This is a genomic window from Photobacterium sp. AWH4_225 (assembly GCF_056158405.1).
In genome coordinates this window covers 777,382-792,026 of record NZ_JBSWTF010000001.1, presented here as the reverse complement: position 1 = coordinate 792,026, position 14,645 = coordinate 777,382, and the positions used below count along the sequence as shown (strand labels likewise).

General features: G+C 50.6%; 18 protein-coding genes. 8 read left to right on the top strand and 10 right to left on the bottom strand.

Features of this window, described 5'->3' with window-relative positions; genetic code table 11:
* Position 1 precedes the first annotated feature (1 nt).
* Positions 2 to 436, bottom strand: a complete 435-nt coding sequence (gene flgC, locus ACXAD4_RS04095) for a flagellar basal body rod protein FlgC (protein WP_475238903.1) — start codon at positions 434 to 436, stop codon at positions 2 to 4.
* 6 nt (positions 437 to 442) lie between these two features.
* The gene (flgB, locus tag ACXAD4_RS04090; RefSeq protein WP_475238901.1) at positions 443 to 808 is read right to left on the bottom strand and encodes a flagellar basal body rod protein FlgB; all 366 of its coding nucleotides are present in this window, start codon (positions 806 to 808) and stop codon (positions 443 to 445) included.
* Positions 809 to 992: 184 nt separating this feature from the next.
* Here flgB and flgA point away from each other — a divergent pair, with 184 nt between their 5' ends.
* From flgA to flgN, 3 genes are all read left to right on the top strand, one after another.
* The gene (flgA, locus tag ACXAD4_RS04085) at positions 993 to 1,799 is read left to right on the top strand and encodes a flagellar basal body P-ring formation chaperone FlgA (RefSeq protein WP_475238899.1); all 807 of its coding nucleotides are present in this window, start codon (positions 993 to 995) and stop codon (positions 1,797 to 1,799) included.
* A 68-nt stretch (positions 1,800 to 1,867) separates the two neighbouring features.
* Positions 1,868 to 2,185, top strand: a complete 318-nt coding sequence (gene flgM / locus ACXAD4_RS04080) for a flagellar biosynthesis anti-sigma factor FlgM (protein ID WP_475238897.1) — start codon at positions 1,868 to 1,870, stop codon at positions 2,183 to 2,185.
* A 37-nt stretch (positions 2,186 to 2,222) separates the two neighbouring features.
* Positions 2,223 to 2,657: a flagellar export chaperone FlgN gene (gene flgN, locus ACXAD4_RS04075; protein WP_475238895.1), complete on the top strand. Its 435-nt coding sequence runs from the start codon at positions 2,223 to 2,225 to the stop codon at positions 2,655 to 2,657.
* A gap of 93 nt (positions 2,658 to 2,750) precedes the next feature.
* Here flgN and fliJ read toward each other — a convergent pair whose 3' ends face one another.
* Genes fliJ through ACXAD4_RS04035 form a run of 8 tightly spaced genes read right to left on the bottom strand, consistent with a single transcriptional unit; the run spans position 2,751 to position 10,912 of the window.
* Positions 2,751 to 3,179, bottom strand: coding sequence for a flagellar export protein FliJ (gene fliJ / locus ACXAD4_RS04070; RefSeq protein WP_475238893.1), 429 nt, complete (start codon positions 3,177 to 3,179; stop codon positions 2,751 to 2,753).
* Positions 3,172 to 4,512, bottom strand: a complete 1,341-nt coding sequence (fliI, locus tag ACXAD4_RS04065) for a flagellar protein export ATPase FliI (RefSeq protein WP_475238891.1) — start codon at positions 4,510 to 4,512, stop codon at positions 3,172 to 3,174. Before fliI ends, fliJ begins: the two co-directional genes overlap by 8 nt.
* On the bottom strand, positions 4,509 to 5,552 hold the full coding sequence (gene fliH / locus ACXAD4_RS04060) for a flagellar assembly protein FliH (RefSeq protein WP_475238890.1): 1,044 nt from the start codon (positions 5,550 to 5,552) through the stop codon (positions 4,509 to 4,511). The genes fliI and fliH overlap by 4 nt, the downstream gene beginning before the upstream one ends.
* Before the next feature lie 2 nt (positions 5,553 to 5,554).
* Positions 5,555 to 6,586: a FliG C-terminal domain-containing protein gene (locus ACXAD4_RS04055; RefSeq protein WP_475238888.1), complete on the bottom strand. Its 1,032-nt coding sequence runs from the start codon at positions 6,584 to 6,586 to the stop codon at positions 5,555 to 5,557.
* On the bottom strand, positions 6,573 to 8,324 hold the full coding sequence (gene fliF, locus ACXAD4_RS04050; RefSeq protein ID WP_475238885.1) for a flagellar basal-body MS-ring/collar protein FliF: 1,752 nt from the start codon (positions 8,322 to 8,324) through the stop codon (positions 6,573 to 6,575). Before fliF ends, ACXAD4_RS04055 begins: the two co-directional genes overlap by 14 nt.
* Positions 8,325 to 8,334: 10 nt before the next feature.
* Positions 8,335 to 8,667 (bottom strand): flagellar hook-basal body complex protein FliE, encoded by a 333-nt coding sequence (gene fliE / locus ACXAD4_RS04045; protein ID WP_475238883.1) that lies wholly within the window; start codon positions 8,665 to 8,667, stop codon positions 8,335 to 8,337.
* Between the two features lie 14 nt (positions 8,668 to 8,681).
* Entirely contained in the window at positions 8,682 to 10,049 is a 1,368-nt protein-coding gene (locus ACXAD4_RS04040) for a sigma-54-dependent transcriptional regulator (protein WP_475238881.1), read from the bottom strand.
* Entirely contained in the window at positions 10,046 to 10,912 is an 867-nt protein-coding gene (locus ACXAD4_RS04035) for an OmpA family protein (RefSeq protein WP_475238878.1), read from the bottom strand. Before ACXAD4_RS04035 ends, ACXAD4_RS04040 begins: the two co-directional genes overlap by 4 nt.
* 760 nt (positions 10,913 to 11,672) lie before the next feature.
* On the opposite strand from ACXAD4_RS04035, the gene ACXAD4_RS04030 reads away from it, so the two are divergent.
* The 5 genes from ACXAD4_RS04030 to fliR are packed head-to-tail and all read left to right on the top strand — an operon-like array spanning position 11,673 to position 14,645.
* Entirely contained in the window at positions 11,673 to 12,455 is a 783-nt protein-coding gene (locus tag ACXAD4_RS04030) for a FliM/FliN family flagellar motor switch protein (RefSeq protein WP_475238875.1), read from the top strand.
* A 2-nt stretch (positions 12,456 to 12,457) separates the two neighbouring features.
* Complete coding sequence (gene fliN, locus ACXAD4_RS04025) at positions 12,458 to 12,841, top strand: flagellar motor switch protein FliN (protein WP_475238872.1); 384 nt, start codon at positions 12,458 to 12,460, stop codon at positions 12,839 to 12,841.
* A complete protein-coding gene (gene fliP, locus ACXAD4_RS04020; RefSeq protein ID WP_475238870.1) occupies positions 12,825 to 13,598 on the top strand; it encodes a flagellar type III secretion system pore protein FliP in 774 nt (257 codons plus the stop codon). Before fliN ends, fliP begins: the two co-directional genes overlap by 17 nt.
* On the top strand, positions 13,598 to 13,867 hold the full coding sequence (fliQ, locus tag ACXAD4_RS04015; protein ID WP_317523611.1) for a flagellar biosynthesis protein FliQ: 270 nt from the start codon (positions 13,598 to 13,600) through the stop codon (positions 13,865 to 13,867). The genes fliP and fliQ overlap by 1 nt, the downstream gene beginning before the upstream one ends.
* Positions 13,854 to 14,645, top strand: coding sequence for a flagellar biosynthetic protein FliR (fliR, locus tag ACXAD4_RS04010; protein WP_475238867.1), 792 nt, complete (start codon positions 13,854 to 13,856; stop codon positions 14,643 to 14,645). Before fliQ ends, fliR begins: the two co-directional genes overlap by 14 nt.

The following is a 14,645-nucleotide window of genomic DNA, read 5'->3' as shown; positions in this document are numbered from 1 at the left end:
CTTATTGGCCAAGTTTCAGCAGGCCTTGCTGCATGCTTCGTGCACGGCCAAGAACATCAACACTGGTTTCAAAGCTGCGCGAAGCCGACATCATGTCGGCCATTTCCGACACCACATCAACATTGGGATAAAACACATATCCATCGCTATCGGCTATCGGATTTCCTGGCTCGTAACGGCGGGTCAGCTCGCCTTGCACCGGCACCACATCCATAATCTGTACCCGAGCGCCTGCTGCGGCAGATGAACCAGAATGCGCTTGGAGCTGGCTATTTTCATACACAGTGGCAAAGACAGGTTTACGGCTACGGTATGTGCCCGCCTCGGTGGTAGAGCCCGCATCGGCATTGGCCAAGTTACTGGCAATGGTATTGAGGCGAAGCGTCTGCGCAGTCATCGCAGAACCGGCAATTTGGTAAATTTCACTGAATGACATAACGATTTACTGTCCTTGAATAGCTGTCGCCAGCCCTTTAAATTTCATGTTCAAAAATGTCAGGCTGGTTTCGAAGTCCATGGCATTTTGTGCGTAATGTGCCTGCTCTACCCCTAGCTCAACGGTGTTGCCATCTAGCGTGTTGTTGTAAGGGTTACGGTATTGCAGTTCAGGTACACTCTGCATCGGGGATTGCCCACCTAGACTCTGCGCTTCAACCGAAGCAATAGCAGCCTGAAAATCAAAATCTCGTGCTTTGAACCCCGGTGTATCCACATTGGCCAAGTTGCCGGCAAGCACCTTGGCACGCTCGGTACGAAGGTTTAAAGTGTGCGGGTGGATCCCGAGGGCTTTGTCAAAATTGATCCCCATTTGGTGTCCTTGGTTTCAATAAATCAAAAATCTTGGCTCTAACAAACAATTTCCGTGCCAACTTTTAAACTCATGATTTTAAAGGGTTTAATTTAAACCCCTTTAGAATACGGAAGCGGAACTTCCGGTTCGGAAGGTGGGCGGAAATAGTCAGGCGGAAGCCATTCCGCAAAAAGAAGAGCTAATGGTGAAGAGATATAAGAACAAAGAGAAAAAGGTACAAATGGCCAAGCTAACCCGCATTTCCATCCCCTATCCCGTTATTGCCGTGTTGTTTTATTTGGCCAGTTTCTCGTCGGTTTCAGCTGCTGATCCAAACGAGCAGAAAGCCACTCATGTGCCGGCCAATAACCAGATCACAAACCAAGTGTCCGATGAGATAAAAACACAAATCCAGCAAGCGGCAAAAGTGCACCAATGGCCCGCGGCTGAGCCTGATATCTCCCTGCGCCTTCCCAGTGGTAGCCACCGCCTAACCGAATGCCGATCAGCACTTGATGTTCAACGCATAGACAGACGCCGCTATCCGGCAGGCCGGTTACGCTTCGAAGTGAGTTGTTCGGCACCTACGGCATGGCACCTCACAGTACAAGCCGATGTCAGCCTAACGGTTCCTGTTGCTATCGCCGCCCGCACCGTGACAAAAGATGATGTCCTGACTGCCGGTGATATCACCCTCAAACCTACCGATATCGCCCGTATCAACCGCGAGTTCTTTTCATCGCCGCAGGACTATGTCGGCCTGCGAGCCCTTCGCCAGATCCGTCGCGGACAGCAACTTTCACCTTCACATTTGAGCCCAGCCTATATGGTTTCGGAAGGTGACAAGGTGATCATCCAAGCCAGCAATGAACATTTCAGTGCCAACATGTCGGGGATGGCTTTGGAAGGGGGATATGCTGAGCAGCAAATCAGGGTAAAAAACACCAGCTCCGGCCAGGTGATCAAAGCCAAGATTGCCAAGCCAGGACTGGTGACAACGCTTTTCTAAAATGATTTAACCACGGCGGGGGATTGGTCGTTTAAGTTTAGTAACGGAGAAAAGCCAGGAGAATTGTCATGATCGAGCCAACCAAAGCGGGTTTGCAGCTTGCCCCAAACATTCAAAACCAGCCGCAAAAAGTAAACGATACAAACGCAGCAAACACCCCAGAAATATCAAAGTCAGGATCACCTGTATCCAATGTGACAAAGCCGAGTGCTGATGTCAGCCCTCAGGCCCAAAGCCTGGATAACCTTCAGCAGGAGCTCAAGCGTATTCCAGATGTCGATTTGGCGAAGGTAAATGAAATCCGCACCTTACTGGCCAGCGGTAACTACAACGTCGATCTTGATGGCCTGGCTGCCAGCATTCGCGGCGCCCATAGCCGCGACTGATTACTGACAGCTTGTTTAACACTACGGAAGTAAAAGCATGAGCCAAAAGTCTGCGTTAATCATCAAAGGCTTTATTCAAGATATTCAGCGCGATCTGGCGGATTACCAGAACCTTCACCAACTATTGCAGGTGCAGCATCAAAATATGCTGCACCGCAATGGTGAAAAACTCAGTGCTATGACTGAACCCCACCAGCATTTGCTACAACAGTTACAACAACGTGCAGATCAGCGAACCCGTCTACTGCTTCAACTTGGCCTGGATAACTCTCCCGAGAGTGTCAACCGTGTGATCTCGACCCTGCCAGCCAATTACCGCCACCTCGTTGACAGCAAATGGAATCAACTCAAGGCGTTAGTTCACACCTGCATGGCACAAAATGACCGCAACAGCCTCCTATTGGCAATGCAACAAGACATCTTGACCCAAGTGCTGCATCAAGACAGTGATGCCACTTACCAACCGGTATAACTCCCAGCTCTTTGCACGGCCTAAAAAAAACACCACAATCATGATTGTGGTGTTTTTCACTATACAAAGTGTTCACTGTAAAACTGGCAGCACTCAATAGTTAGCACGGATAAAACGCTGCATCGCCATTTCATCCATTAACTTCTGTTCACTTCGAGCTAGCATTGTATTGTGTTGCTGGCGGCGCTTTTCAATCACGCACTCCAAACTTTTCACCTTCACATGTTGCTGGACAACATGCTGCTTGAGGGTAGCCTGCTCAGCCTGGGATAGCGCCAGCGTTTGAGTTTGGATCTCGGTAAGGTGCTTGAGGTGATCACGCAAGGCAAACCGGTTGGACCATGCCAATCCCGATTCCCCTGCAACCACCTGGCACGAATCATAAAGCGTATCCAACTGCTCCAGCTTCTTTAGGTGGCTGGCACAGTCTTGCTGCTTTTGCTGATACTGTTGACCGAGTTTTTCCAACTCCCCCTGACGGATCTGACGAAAACGGTCCAGTGCTTTACTTTGCTCAGCCAAGGTTTAGCTCCTGTATCAATTGGTTCATCTGGTCATTCACCGTATCCCAACCAGCAAGTTCATCCATCTCTTGCTGCAGGAAAGCCACCAGCTTGGGGTGGGCCAACACCGCTTGGTCCATTTCCGGATCGTTACCCGGTTGATAACCGCCTAGCGGGATCAGCTCGCGGACCTCCTGGTAGCGGCTGTAGAGTTTTTTGAAATGCATAGCATGTCGCAGCTGCTCTTTGCTGACGACCTGAGGCATGGTCCGTGAAATAGACTGGGAGATATCAATCGCAGGGTAATGCCCTGCTTCTGCCAGCTGGCGGCTTAATACGACATGACCATCGAGAATGGCACGGGCACTGTCAGCAATGGGATCCTGCTGGTCATCCCCTTCGGCCAATACCGTATAAATCGCACTCATGCTGCCCTGCTCCGAGGCGCTGTTACCCGCCCGTTCAACCAGCTGCGGCAGCATACTGAACACCGACGGCGGATAGCCCTTGGTTGCCGGTGGCTCACCCAATGCCAGGGCAATTTCCCGCTGTGCCATGGCAAAACGTGTTAGTGAGTCCATCAGCAGCAACACATCCTTGCCCTGATCACGGTAGTATTCGGCAACACGATGGCAAAGCTGGGAAGCGCGTAGTCGCATCAGTGGTGATTCGTCAGCCGGGGCGGCGATGACCACCGCTCGCGCCAGCCCTTCAGGGCCCAAGGAATGTTCAATGAATTCCTTCACTTCCCGGCCTCGCTCACCGATAAGCCCAACCACTACCACATCGGCACTGGTCTGGCGGGTGATCATACCGAGCAACACACTTTTACCGACACCACTACCGGCAAACAAGCCAATCCGTTGACCTTTGCCTAGGGTCAATAAACTATTTATCGCGCGAATACCGACATCCAGCGCACCGTCAATCGGACGCCGAGACATCGGATTAATATTTTCACTGTCTAGGCTGATATCATCCTGACCAAGAAGTGGCCCCAAACGATCTAACGGCTCGCCAAGGCCATTGAGCACCCGGCCGAGCCACTGCGGTCCGATACGGATTTGGCTCTCGCCTTCCAGCGGCCATACCTTGGCACCGGAAAACAACCCTGAGGCGTTGCTGACCGGCATCAGGTAGGCCACATCGCGATTAAATCCGACCGTCTGAGCTTCTATCTTGATGCCGTTGCCCGTTTCCACCAAGCACCGTTGTCCGGTGAGCAACCGACACCCCACCGCTTCAAGCATCATGCCGGTCACTTTCACCAACCGTCCGGTGACTTTCGCCACCGGGACCGTATCGAGCGAAGCCAGCGCTTGTTCTAGGCGGTAATCAATAACGTTACTCATGACGCCTGCCTGACCGCCCCATCTGTTTCTTGTCGTGATTTAGCATGACCAGCTTCGTCTTGATTAGGTTCAGAGGTATCTTCTATCACCACTTGCTCATCAAGCAGGTGACCTTTGACAGCCGACATACAGGTATCAAGCCGTTGCTCGCATCCCGCATCCGCTTCGGCATTTTTGGTCATCACACGGCATTCGCCCTGGCGAAGGGTGTCATCACATACGATGTTCCACTCTTCAATTTTTTCGCTGGCGACTTTCTCCAGATGAGTAAACTCCTCTTTGGCCATTTTGACCTTAAGACCCAGCGGTTCACCTGGCAAACTTTCAAGTGTTTCATCCACTAGCGCCAAAATTTGCTGAGGTTGGAGCGCCAGTTCACAGCGGATCACTTGCTGCGCCACCTTCTGAACCAACTCACATACCTGCTCGCGCTGACGGCGTTCATGCTCGGTAAATAACTCAGCGGTCTGCTGGTGTAGATGGGCAAAGGGCGCAGTGGCTTGAATAAACTGTGCCTTGCCCTCTTCGACACCCTGCTTGAAACCTTGCTCTCGGCCTTGTGCCTGACCTTGTTCGAAACCTTGTTGCTGGCCCTGCTCAATACCTTGTTTAACCCCTTCTTCATGACCTCGGGTCATGCCTTGCTGGAAGCCTTGGTTGAACTGAGCTTGGAAATCTTCTGGCTGGCCTGATGGTGCAGAAGCAGCATCCAACAATGAGTCCCCTTCAGCACCCGCCATCAAGCGGGCATCCTCACTGATCTCATCAAGGCCAAAGTCGTCCATAGCCAAATTGTCAAAACCCAACTCACCAGCACCAAAATCATCGGTACCAAAATCACCAGGGCCGAACTCACTGGCAAAGTCATCACCAAACAGGCTGTCCTCTCCCAGCCCCGACTCTCCCGCAAGCGCATTGCCGGGTTGGGTTACCATCACAGGAGAAGCCTGAGCCAAAGATGTTGGATCAACCAATGGCGGAAAACGGTGGCTGCGAAACTGGCTTGGTTGTAAGCGCATCACTTTATTTCGTCTAAACATCTCTATTCCACCGTGGTTTCTTGATATAGCTGAAGACTGATAACCTTGGATTCATTCAAATCACGCACATAATCCATGATTTCCGAACGGGCTTCCTGCACCTGACGCATAGACACTTTGCCAAGCTGGGCAATTTCAGCTTCCATCGACTGCTGCATACGACGCGGTAAGATTGCAAGCAGTGATTTGCGCAGGGATTGATCTGCGCCTTTCAATGCCATCGCCAGCAAATCAGTCGGGACCTCTTCAAGAATACGCAAGCGCACAGCCTCTGACTGACGGCTCAACAAGGAGAACTCGTACATCTTGTTCTTCAGGCGCTCAACCAACTCACTGTCCTGCTCTTCCAGTGCCGTCATCAAGCTCAATTGATCGCCACTGTATCGGTTGATGATATCTGCCACCTGCTTTTCACCCTCGATAACCGCCCCTGAATTCTCCGCCAGGAACTCGATACAACGATCAACCAGTTCCTGCAGCTCTATCGCAACCTCACGGCTGACCTCAGTCAGAACCGCAATTCGGCGCAGCACATCGTTTTGCTCATTTTGAGACAACTCAGACAATACTGAAGAAGCGATCTCTGGCGGCAGGAAGGCAATAAATACCGCCTGCATCTGGATATGCTCATTAGTCAGAAACTTGGCAAGATGCTTGGGTTCAATCCACTGCAAGCGCTGCATGGAAGTCCGAATTTCATCACCGTAAATCGTATCTAGAAGGTTGCGTGCCAAGCGGCCACCCAATGCTTTGTCCAGGGTGCGCTGCAAGAAGGTACGCGATGCCCCGCTGATCCCCGACTGGGCACGGAACTCCTCAAAAAAACCTTGTAAAACAAACCGCGCTTCAATACTGCGAATCGCCGGTTGCTGCGCCATGGCATGGCTGACTTTGAGCAATTCGTCCCGCGACATATGACGCATCACCTGAGAGGCTGACTCTTCGCCCATACTCAGCAGCAAGATAGCCGTCTGCTCCATCGGATCCAGCAGTACCTCACCGTCTGCCAGGTGGCTAAAATTACTTAGACTCATTGCTGTTCACCCACTTCTTGATTACTTCTGCGACACGTTCCGGTTCAACTTCAGTTAGTTTCTGCAAGTGCCTAACCTGCACGTCCAGCTCGGAACCCGGTGGTGGTAAGGTCGATAAATCAAAATCAGCTTCACCGCCAGACTGTGGTGCACTTTCATCGGCAACCATGCCGCCCTGCGCGATCGAATCCAGTAGCGCATCGGCCAGATCCTGCTCGCTACCACCAGATGGTATGCTGACCGGCTTAATCTCTGTCGCCGACTCAGAGGCGGAAACGCCTTCACTTGCCGCCATTTCGAATCCTTCCGGAGTCGTCGCCAGCGCCGTTGTCGCGGGAGCCGGACGTTGCAATGCTTTCACAAGCGGCCGCAGTACAAGAACGATGAATAACAAACCGAGCAAGGCATACACACCGTACTTGGCCAGTTGCAACAACTGCTGATCGTGCCACCAAGGGGCATCAACCGGGGCCGCTTCAATGGCACGGGCAAAGTTAAATGCATGTAGGCTGAACTGATCGCCTCGTTCGGCGACATATCCGACAGAATCTTTAACCATTTGAGCTATTTGCTCCAATTGTGCAGGTTGCCAACCTTGTTCTTGAACTTCGTCGTTGAGCAACACTGAGACTGATAACATTTCAATTCCGCCCTGAGCATGGCGGGTATGGCGCACCTTGCGGCCAACATCGTACTGGCGACTGAGTTCGGCACGCTGGTTACGGGTTTCATTATTGGGCTGACCTTCTTCACCAGTCGGCTGATTGCTCAGCGCACCAGGGATCCCCAACGCTAGCTGCCCCTGGGTGTTGTCTTGCTTGGTAAATTCAGTTCGCAGTACCGGATCGCTGTCGACCGACTCATGGGTTTCCTCGATTTGATCGAAGTTCAGCGTTGCCGCCACCTGCACCCGGAAGTTACCGACACCAAGCAGCGGAGCCAGCATGTCTCCGGCTCGACGCACAATGTCACGCTCGACCCGTTGCTGCAGCTCGTGGAAACGCACATTGATTTGAGACTGCTGCCCCATGGCTAGATCGGCACTGAGTAGGTTGCCGTACTGATCAACTACCGATACTGCTTCGTCTGCCATGCCGGCAATGCTGCCACTGACCAAATTGACAATCGCTTCTACCTGGTGCTGTTCAAGCTGCATACCCGGTTCGAGTTCAAGCATCACCGCAGCCGACGGCTTCTCTTCATCAATACCGACAAACAAGGTGCGATTTGGGATAGCCAAATGAACCCGGGCATTACTCACCGAGCGAATCGCCAGGATTGTCCGCGCCAGTTCACCTTCCAGTCCTTGGCGATAACGGGCATTTTCAATAAACTGGCTGGTGCCTAGCCCCGAGCTGCGGTCGAGAATTTCCAGCCCTTCAGGCAGCTTGGCCTTCACACCACGGGCGGCCAAAGTAATGCGGGCATCTGCCAGACGGTTTGCCGGCACCATGATCTGGCCCGACTGGCTATCTAGCTGGTACTTGATTTTTTCCTGTTCCAGTACCGAGAGGATCTCACTGTTGTCGTAACGCTCCTGGGTACCATATAGCGGCTTGTAAGGGCTGGTTTGGGTCCACATCACGACGACAATAAAGAGCGTCACCATCACTGCCAGCGCAGTGATAAGTGCTACGTTTTTATATTTGCCATCCAAGCGCTGTTGGATTTTTTCTTTATATGACAGCCATTTGTTCGATGGTGTCTGTTCTGGGTTTTCAGCTACTGTTGTACTCATTTTCTTCTCACTACAGAGGCATCTTCAGTACATCGTCATAGGCAGTCAGGATCTTATTCCTTACCTGTGTCAATGCTGAAAAAGAAATACTGGCTTTCTGACTGGCCACCATGGCGCCAACCAAATCATCGGAACGACCGGCATCCACATCTGCCGTCAGTTGACTGGCAAAGTGCTGTTGGTTATCCACGTTACGAACGGCCTGCTGCATCGCGGTCTGAAAGTTTCCTGTTGGTGGATGCGAGAAGTTCACCGCAATCTGGGTGCCGGTTTGGGCTTGCTCCCTCATTACAGCCATGCGCTGTAGCATATCGTTCTGCATCGTTGAGATGTGATTAGACATATTTTCTATTGTCCTTAAGCAGCATTGCCTGATTGGTGGATGTAAGAATCAATGTTGATCCCCTGTTCACGCATCGCGGCAATCTTGTAGCGCAATGCCCGGGTCGACATCCCCAACGCTTCCGCGGTGTCATTTCGTTTGCCTTTGAAGCGGGCTAGCGTGTCGAGAATAAATTGTTGCTCCGCGTTCTTTCGGCTTTGTTTGAGGGCTTGTTTGGCATCTTCCACTACTTCGGTCAGCGCTCCCTCAACCATGGTGCTGAGCATGTCATTGAGCATCAGATCCTGTGCTGTGATCCAATGGCCATGGCGCATGACCAACGCCCGTTGGATGGTATTTTCCAGCTCCCGGATATTGCCCGGCCAGTTGTAGTGCTGCAGTGCCTGCTGTGCCTCTTCCGACAGACCGCAAGAATCGGTGCAACCGGCATTGAGCTTGCGGATAAAGTGCTCGGCCAATGGCAAGATATCTTCTTTACGATCACGCAGTGGCGGCCACTGCAATGGAAGGACATCCAAGCGATAGTAAAGATCTTGACGGAAACGGCGCTCGGTTACAGCCTGCTGCAGGTCAACATTGGTTGCGGCAATAATTCGGATATCCAGCGAAATAGACCGGTGGCTACCCAGCCGTTCCACTTGGCGCTCCTGCAGCACACGCAGCAATTTCGCCTGCAATGCAGGTGGCATTTCACCCACTTCATCCAGCAGCAAGGTGCCCCCGTTGGCTTCCTCGAACTTACCCGCCTGGCTTTGGGTCGCGCCGGTAAACGCGCCTTTGGTATGGCCGAACAACACCGCTTCCAGCATGCTCTCTGGGATCGCCGCACAGTTTATGGCGACAAACGGCCCCTCGCTGCGAGGAGAATGCTCATGGACATAACGTGCCAAAACTTCCTTGCCGGTGCCGGACTCGCCGGTGATCAACACCGTTGCATCGGTCTGAGCGGCACGGTGGGCCATTTGCAGCACTTGTAAGCTGCGACGGCTGGTAGCCACGACTTCTCGCTTTGGCGATTGAACCGTACGGTTACGCTCCAATAGCGCGATGATCTGCTCGGGTTGGTAAGGCTGCAGCAAATAATCATCGGCACCAGCCTGCATTGCATCACTTGCCAATTTGCTTTGCTGGTAATCGACAATGGCAACCACAGTTCCCGTAGCGATCATCTGCTTAGCCCGGCGGATAGTGGATAGCATGTCCATGTCGGTCAGGTTATCGGCTACAAACAGAAGGCTGTCAGGCTGCTCGCGTAATTTCGCCAACGCATCAGCAGCTGTAGAGGCATTTCGCACCGTGTAACCTTCCACACTTAACACCTTGATCGCTGAGGCCGCTTGCACCAAGCAACGGTGGGCAAAAATGACATTACAGGCTCTCATGCCCCCTCCTTGACCAAACGTAATTGAACCCGGCGATTCTGCTGATTAGCTGTCCCGCTCGTCCCCTCAACAACCGGATAGCGCTGGCCATGGGCACGCAGCTGAATAAGTTCACGCTTGACCCCCATCGCAACCAACTCATCCGCAACTGCTTGAGCTCGCTTACGAGAAAGCCATAAGTTATTCAATGAAGCACCAGTGAGATCGGTATGACCATCAATCAACAGTGCAGTGACATCGCGGTCGTAACGAATGTATCGAGCAATATCACTGAGCATCTGTCTTTGGGCACTGCTCATCTGGCTTTCACTGGTCCTAAACAAAAACGTATTGTCTTTAGCTTGTTCGTATCCCATAGGCAGCAGTTGGCCTAAACAGGATTTGAATGCCTGATAAGATGACGAGAAATTGACGGAAGGAATATCCCAACTTTTAACTTCATGGTGCTCATTGTCAGTCACCGAAATTTGACCCCACGCACCTTTTTCCATTTCATTAAGTAAATAATGAAGAGATTCATTTCCGGTGAATATCAGTCCTTCCAAGCCATTTTCTTCGCCTTGTAATAACTGTCGCAGAGGCTTATTTTGCTCCCACGGCGAATAATTGACGCTTAAACTTATCTCTCCGACAAAATAAGGTCGCTGGCTACTGGTAAAGGAAACCAAATATGGCTGAGCAGAGTTTGCAATAAACGCAACACTGCCATCGAACTTAAGATCCTTTGTTAATTTGCAAGAAAAGCGATCTCCTGAGAATTGCCAATCCACTTTATCCAATGGTGCTTGAATAGGTTTAGCGTGAGCACTATTAGATAAAAAAACTAACAAAGAAAGCACTGCGGTTGATTTGATTGCTTTCATATTAAACAAATTGCCTAACTGGTAATGATTATTGCATTCCCGCTAGAGAAAGAAACGAGAATAATAATGCTTCCTTGCCCTACTTTTGCATCTTTAACACAAGGATATGCAACAAGACACTTCTATTATTATATTTGTCAATAAAGTAAGGCAATGTGTGGGGATATTAGGCAGCATTTTATTGATTTACTAGATAGTTATTTATGTCATTTATTTTGCTTGGCTTAAGATCACACTTTCAAATTTCATTACAAACCGTGACAATTAACCTAAATTTAACACTTAGATCAAAATAAAAACCAAAAAACACCAATATCAAAACAAACTAGCTGAAAAACCATGCACCACCGCACATTTTCAAGACGCGCACTTTTTTACTTTTAATTACACAAAGAATAAAAGTGTGATCTCGCTTCATCAAATATTCAAAATTTCATTTAATAAAATGAATTTGCACAAATTTGACAATAATTTGTAAGCGTTTGAATTATTCCCTCAATACTGTTAGAAATAGCCGCCTAACTGATACGTGAAAATAAAAAACCGCGTTCAGAAGTCAATTTTAACTTTTATATCTTCGGACTTATTAATGGAAACCAGCAATAGCAGAAATAAAACCAAACCGAGGAATATACATAGTTCAAAGAATGTATTTCCTATCGACATCCGTTCATTAGGAAGACCATTAAACGCTGCACAGCAGTCTTTATCTCCCTATATTAATCAGTCCGTGAAAGTTCTTGAGCAAACGCTTAACAACATGACACGAAGGACGGATTGCCAGGTAAAACTTCTCAGTTATGGCCTGGAGGTCAGCTATCAAGAAATTAAAGATAGAGAGCCTATTTGCTTTACCCATAATAAATACAACGGCCAATGCCTAGTCAGTATTTCGCAATCACTGATCCACCTTATTGCTGAAGCTTTCTATGGGGGAACCCCGACATTTTGTCATCAGGAAGCGGCCAATAGTAATACCACCGACCTCCCTGACACGGATATTGATGCTGCTGTTAGTCATTCCGGCATTCATTCCCATTCAACGGTATTAAACCAGCCGATGAATGCCAGCGAAAAGCGTGTACAAGCGAGGCTTGCCGCCACCTTACTCAATGAAGTCAGTCACCAGTGGCAAGTTTCAGCCGAGCAACCAACGTTTAACAACGGTGTACTCCATGCCAAGTTCGCTATCCAGATTGAAGATAGCTACGGCGAGATCCACTTACACCTCGATGATGATCTGTTGCTGCAACTGACAGCCGAAGATGTCGTCACCAAGTCTGATCCGGCACTTGTTGATAGCTTGAGAGATGTGCACCTCAAGCAGGTACCTTTGCGCCTCAGTGCCGTCCTCAGCCGCCAGACCCTGACACTTGATCAAGTCGTCAACTTAAAGGTTGGCGACATTATCTCAACCGAAATCCAAGAAGTTGTCGATGTCCATGCCGGCACGCTGCCGCTGTATCAAGCCCATGTTGTAGAGCGCAACGGCCACCTCGTGCTGCAAGTTATCGATAACATTACTCCTCAGGAGCGAAACTGATCATGAACGAACAAAATATCCAACACCTTCTTGATGGCGATCTGAATATCGACGCTGATGTCGCCGATATCTTTGAATCCCCAGCCGCTTCCGACACCCTGGACGCGGTAAACACTACCGCTCAGGCACCGCGAGATCTCGGTTTTTTCCGTCAAATTCCGGTGACGGTGACGCTTGAGGTTGCCAGCACAGACATTGCCTTGGGTGAGCTGCTGACTGTCGGACCAAACTCAGTGATTGAACTGGACAAACTTAATGGTGAACCGCTTGATGTCAAAGTGAACGGCCGCCTGCTGGGTCATGCCGAAGTCGTTGTGGTTAATGACAAATATGGCCTACGTCTTACCGACATTGCCGAAGATGCTTTGCATGACGTCACTGCATAAACGCCAGATCCCGACCTGGCTAAAAGTGCTTCCCCTTGTGGCGCTGCTGCTTGGCTTTTCCGGCCAGGCATTAGCCGATCAGGGGATCACTTTCATGTCCGTGTTTGACGGCGAAAGCAACCAGGAATATTCGGTTAAAGTTCAGATACTGCTATTAATGACAGCATTGAGCTTTTTGCCGTCGATGCTGCTGATGATGACCAGCTTTACCCGCATCATTGTGGTTTTGGCAATTCTTCGTCAGGCGTTGGGCTTGCAACAAAGTCCACCTAACCGGATCCTGATCGGCATTGGCCTCACCCTGACCATGCTGCTGATGAAACCGGTTTGGGACCCTATCTATACCGAGGCCTACGTACCCTATGACAATGGCCAGATCACCCTGCAACAGGCTGTAGCCGAGGCAGAAAAACCGGTGCGGGCGTTCATGTTGGCCCAAACCTACGAAAACTCCCTGGAGCAAATGCTGCGTATTGCCGGTGATCCGCTCGATCTTGAGCCGGAAGAAATCAGCTTTGCGGTATTGATGCCTGCATTTGTGATCAGTGAACTGAGAACGGCTTTCCAGATCGGATTTATGCTGTTCATCCCATTCCTGATCATCGATATCGTCGTCGCCAGTGTGCTGATGGCTATGGGTATGATGATGCTGTCACCGCTGATCATCTCGCTACCGTTCAAGTTAATGGTGTTTGTGATGGTTGATGGCTGGACCATGACGGTAGGTAGCCTGACGGCAAGTTTTGGAGGCTTATAATGGGAGTTGATGCAACCGCAAACCTCTATGCCGATGCCATTTATATGATCATCTCCATGGTGGTTGTTTTAATTGGCCCAAGCTTGCTGGTTGGTCTGGTGGTAGCCGTCTTCCAGGCGACGACCCAAATCAATGAGCAAACCATGAGCTTCCTGCCGAGGCTGCTAAGTACGCTGTTGATGCTAATTTTTGCCGGCCCTTGGCTACTGCGCAACATCAGTGATTTTTTCACCACTCTTTTCCATACCATCGCCAATGTCGTTAGCTGACAGTCTGGTCACTTTGACCTTCGCCGAAATCACCGCAATGGCCGGCCAACTTTGGTGGCCTTTTTTCCGTATTTCGGCGGCTTTCATGACCATGCCGTTTGTCGGCAATGCGCATATCAATAATCGCACCCGGATACTGCTCGCCCTGTCGATCACCTTGTTATGTGCGCCATTGCTGCCGCCGATGCCTGCGGTTGACCCTATCTCGCTCAAGGCGCTGGTACTTGCCGGGGAGCAGCTGGCCATTGGTGCCCTACTTGGCATGTGTCTGCAATTCTTGTTCGCCGCCATGGCCATGGTTGGCCAGATTATGTCGATGCAGATGGGCCTTGGTATGGCAATGATGAACGACCCGGCCAACGGGGTTACCGTTGCCCTTTTGGGCAGCTACTTTTTGATGTTCACCACCTTGCTGTTTCTTGCCCTCGATGGTCACCTGGTGGCGATTGATATCGTGGTCCAAAGCTTTGAACGTTACCCGGTCGGCAACGGCTTCGATCTGGTCTCCTTTGCCCGGTTGATTGATCTATTCGGTTGGATGATGACCGCCGCAGTGACCATTGCCCTGCCAACCATTGCCGCCATGCTCACCGTCAACCTGACCTTCGGGGTGATGAACCGTGCCGCACCTTCGCTCAATGTCTTTGCTTTGGGCTTTCCGATGTCGATGATGCTCGGATTATGTGCCGTCTTGCTTTCAACCTCGGGCCTGCCAAGCATTTATGCCGAGCTCAGCCACCAGATCCTGAGTGAGATGCGCTTGATGGGAGGAAACTAG

Coding starts and splice junctions, on each gene's coding strand:
- ACXAD4_RS04040 (WP_475238881.1), bottom strand. CDS start 10,049: ATGAGAGCCTGTAATGTCATTTTTGCCCACCGTTGCTTGGTGCAAGCG.
- fliN (WP_475238872.1), top strand. CDS start 12,458: ATGAACGAACAAAATATCCAACACCTTCTTGATGGCGATCTGAATATC.
- flgC (WP_475238903.1), bottom strand. CDS start 436: ATGTCATTCAGTGAAATTTACCAAATTGCCGGTTCTGCGATGACTGCG.
- ACXAD4_RS04035 (WP_475238878.1), bottom strand. CDS start 10,912: ATGAAAGCAATCAAATCAACCGCAGTGCTTTCTTTGTTAGTTTTTTTA.
- fliR (WP_475238867.1), top strand. CDS start 13,854: ATGTCGTTAGCTGACAGTCTGGTCACTTTGACCTTCGCCGAAATCACC.
- flgN (WP_475238895.1), top strand. CDS start 2,223: ATGAGCCAAAAGTCTGCGTTAATCATCAAAGGCTTTATTCAAGATATT.
- fliF (WP_475238885.1), bottom strand. CDS start 8,324: ATGAGTACAACAGTAGCTGAAAACCCAGAACAGACACCATCGAACAAA.
- fliQ (WP_317523611.1), top strand. CDS start 13,598: ATGGGAGTTGATGCAACCGCAAACCTCTATGCCGATGCCATTTATATG.
- fliI (WP_475238891.1), bottom strand. CDS start 4,512: ATGAGTAACGTTATTGATTACCGCCTAGAACAAGCGCTGGCTTCGCTC.
- flgM (WP_475238897.1), top strand. CDS start 1,868: ATGATCGAGCCAACCAAAGCGGGTTTGCAGCTTGCCCCAAACATTCAA.
- ACXAD4_RS04055 (WP_475238888.1), bottom strand. CDS start 6,586: ATGAGTCTAAGTAATTTTAGCCACCTGGCAGACGGTGAGGTACTGCTG.
- flgB (WP_475238901.1), bottom strand. CDS start 808: ATGGGGATCAATTTTGACAAAGCCCTCGGGATCCACCCGCACACTTTA.
- fliP (WP_475238870.1), top strand. CDS start 12,825: ATGACGTCACTGCATAAACGCCAGATCCCGACCTGGCTAAAAGTGCTT.
- flgA (WP_475238899.1), top strand. CDS start 993: ATGGTGAAGAGATATAAGAACAAAGAGAAAAAGGTACAAATGGCCAAG.
- fliH (WP_475238890.1), bottom strand. CDS start 5,552: ATGTTTAGACGAAATAAAGTGATGCGCTTACAACCAAGCCAGTTTCGC.
- fliE (WP_475238883.1), bottom strand. CDS start 8,667: ATGTCTAATCACATCTCAACGATGCAGAACGATATGCTACAGCGCATG.
- ACXAD4_RS04030 (WP_475238875.1), top strand. CDS start 11,673: ATGACACGAAGGACGGATTGCCAGGTAAAACTTCTCAGTTATGGCCTG.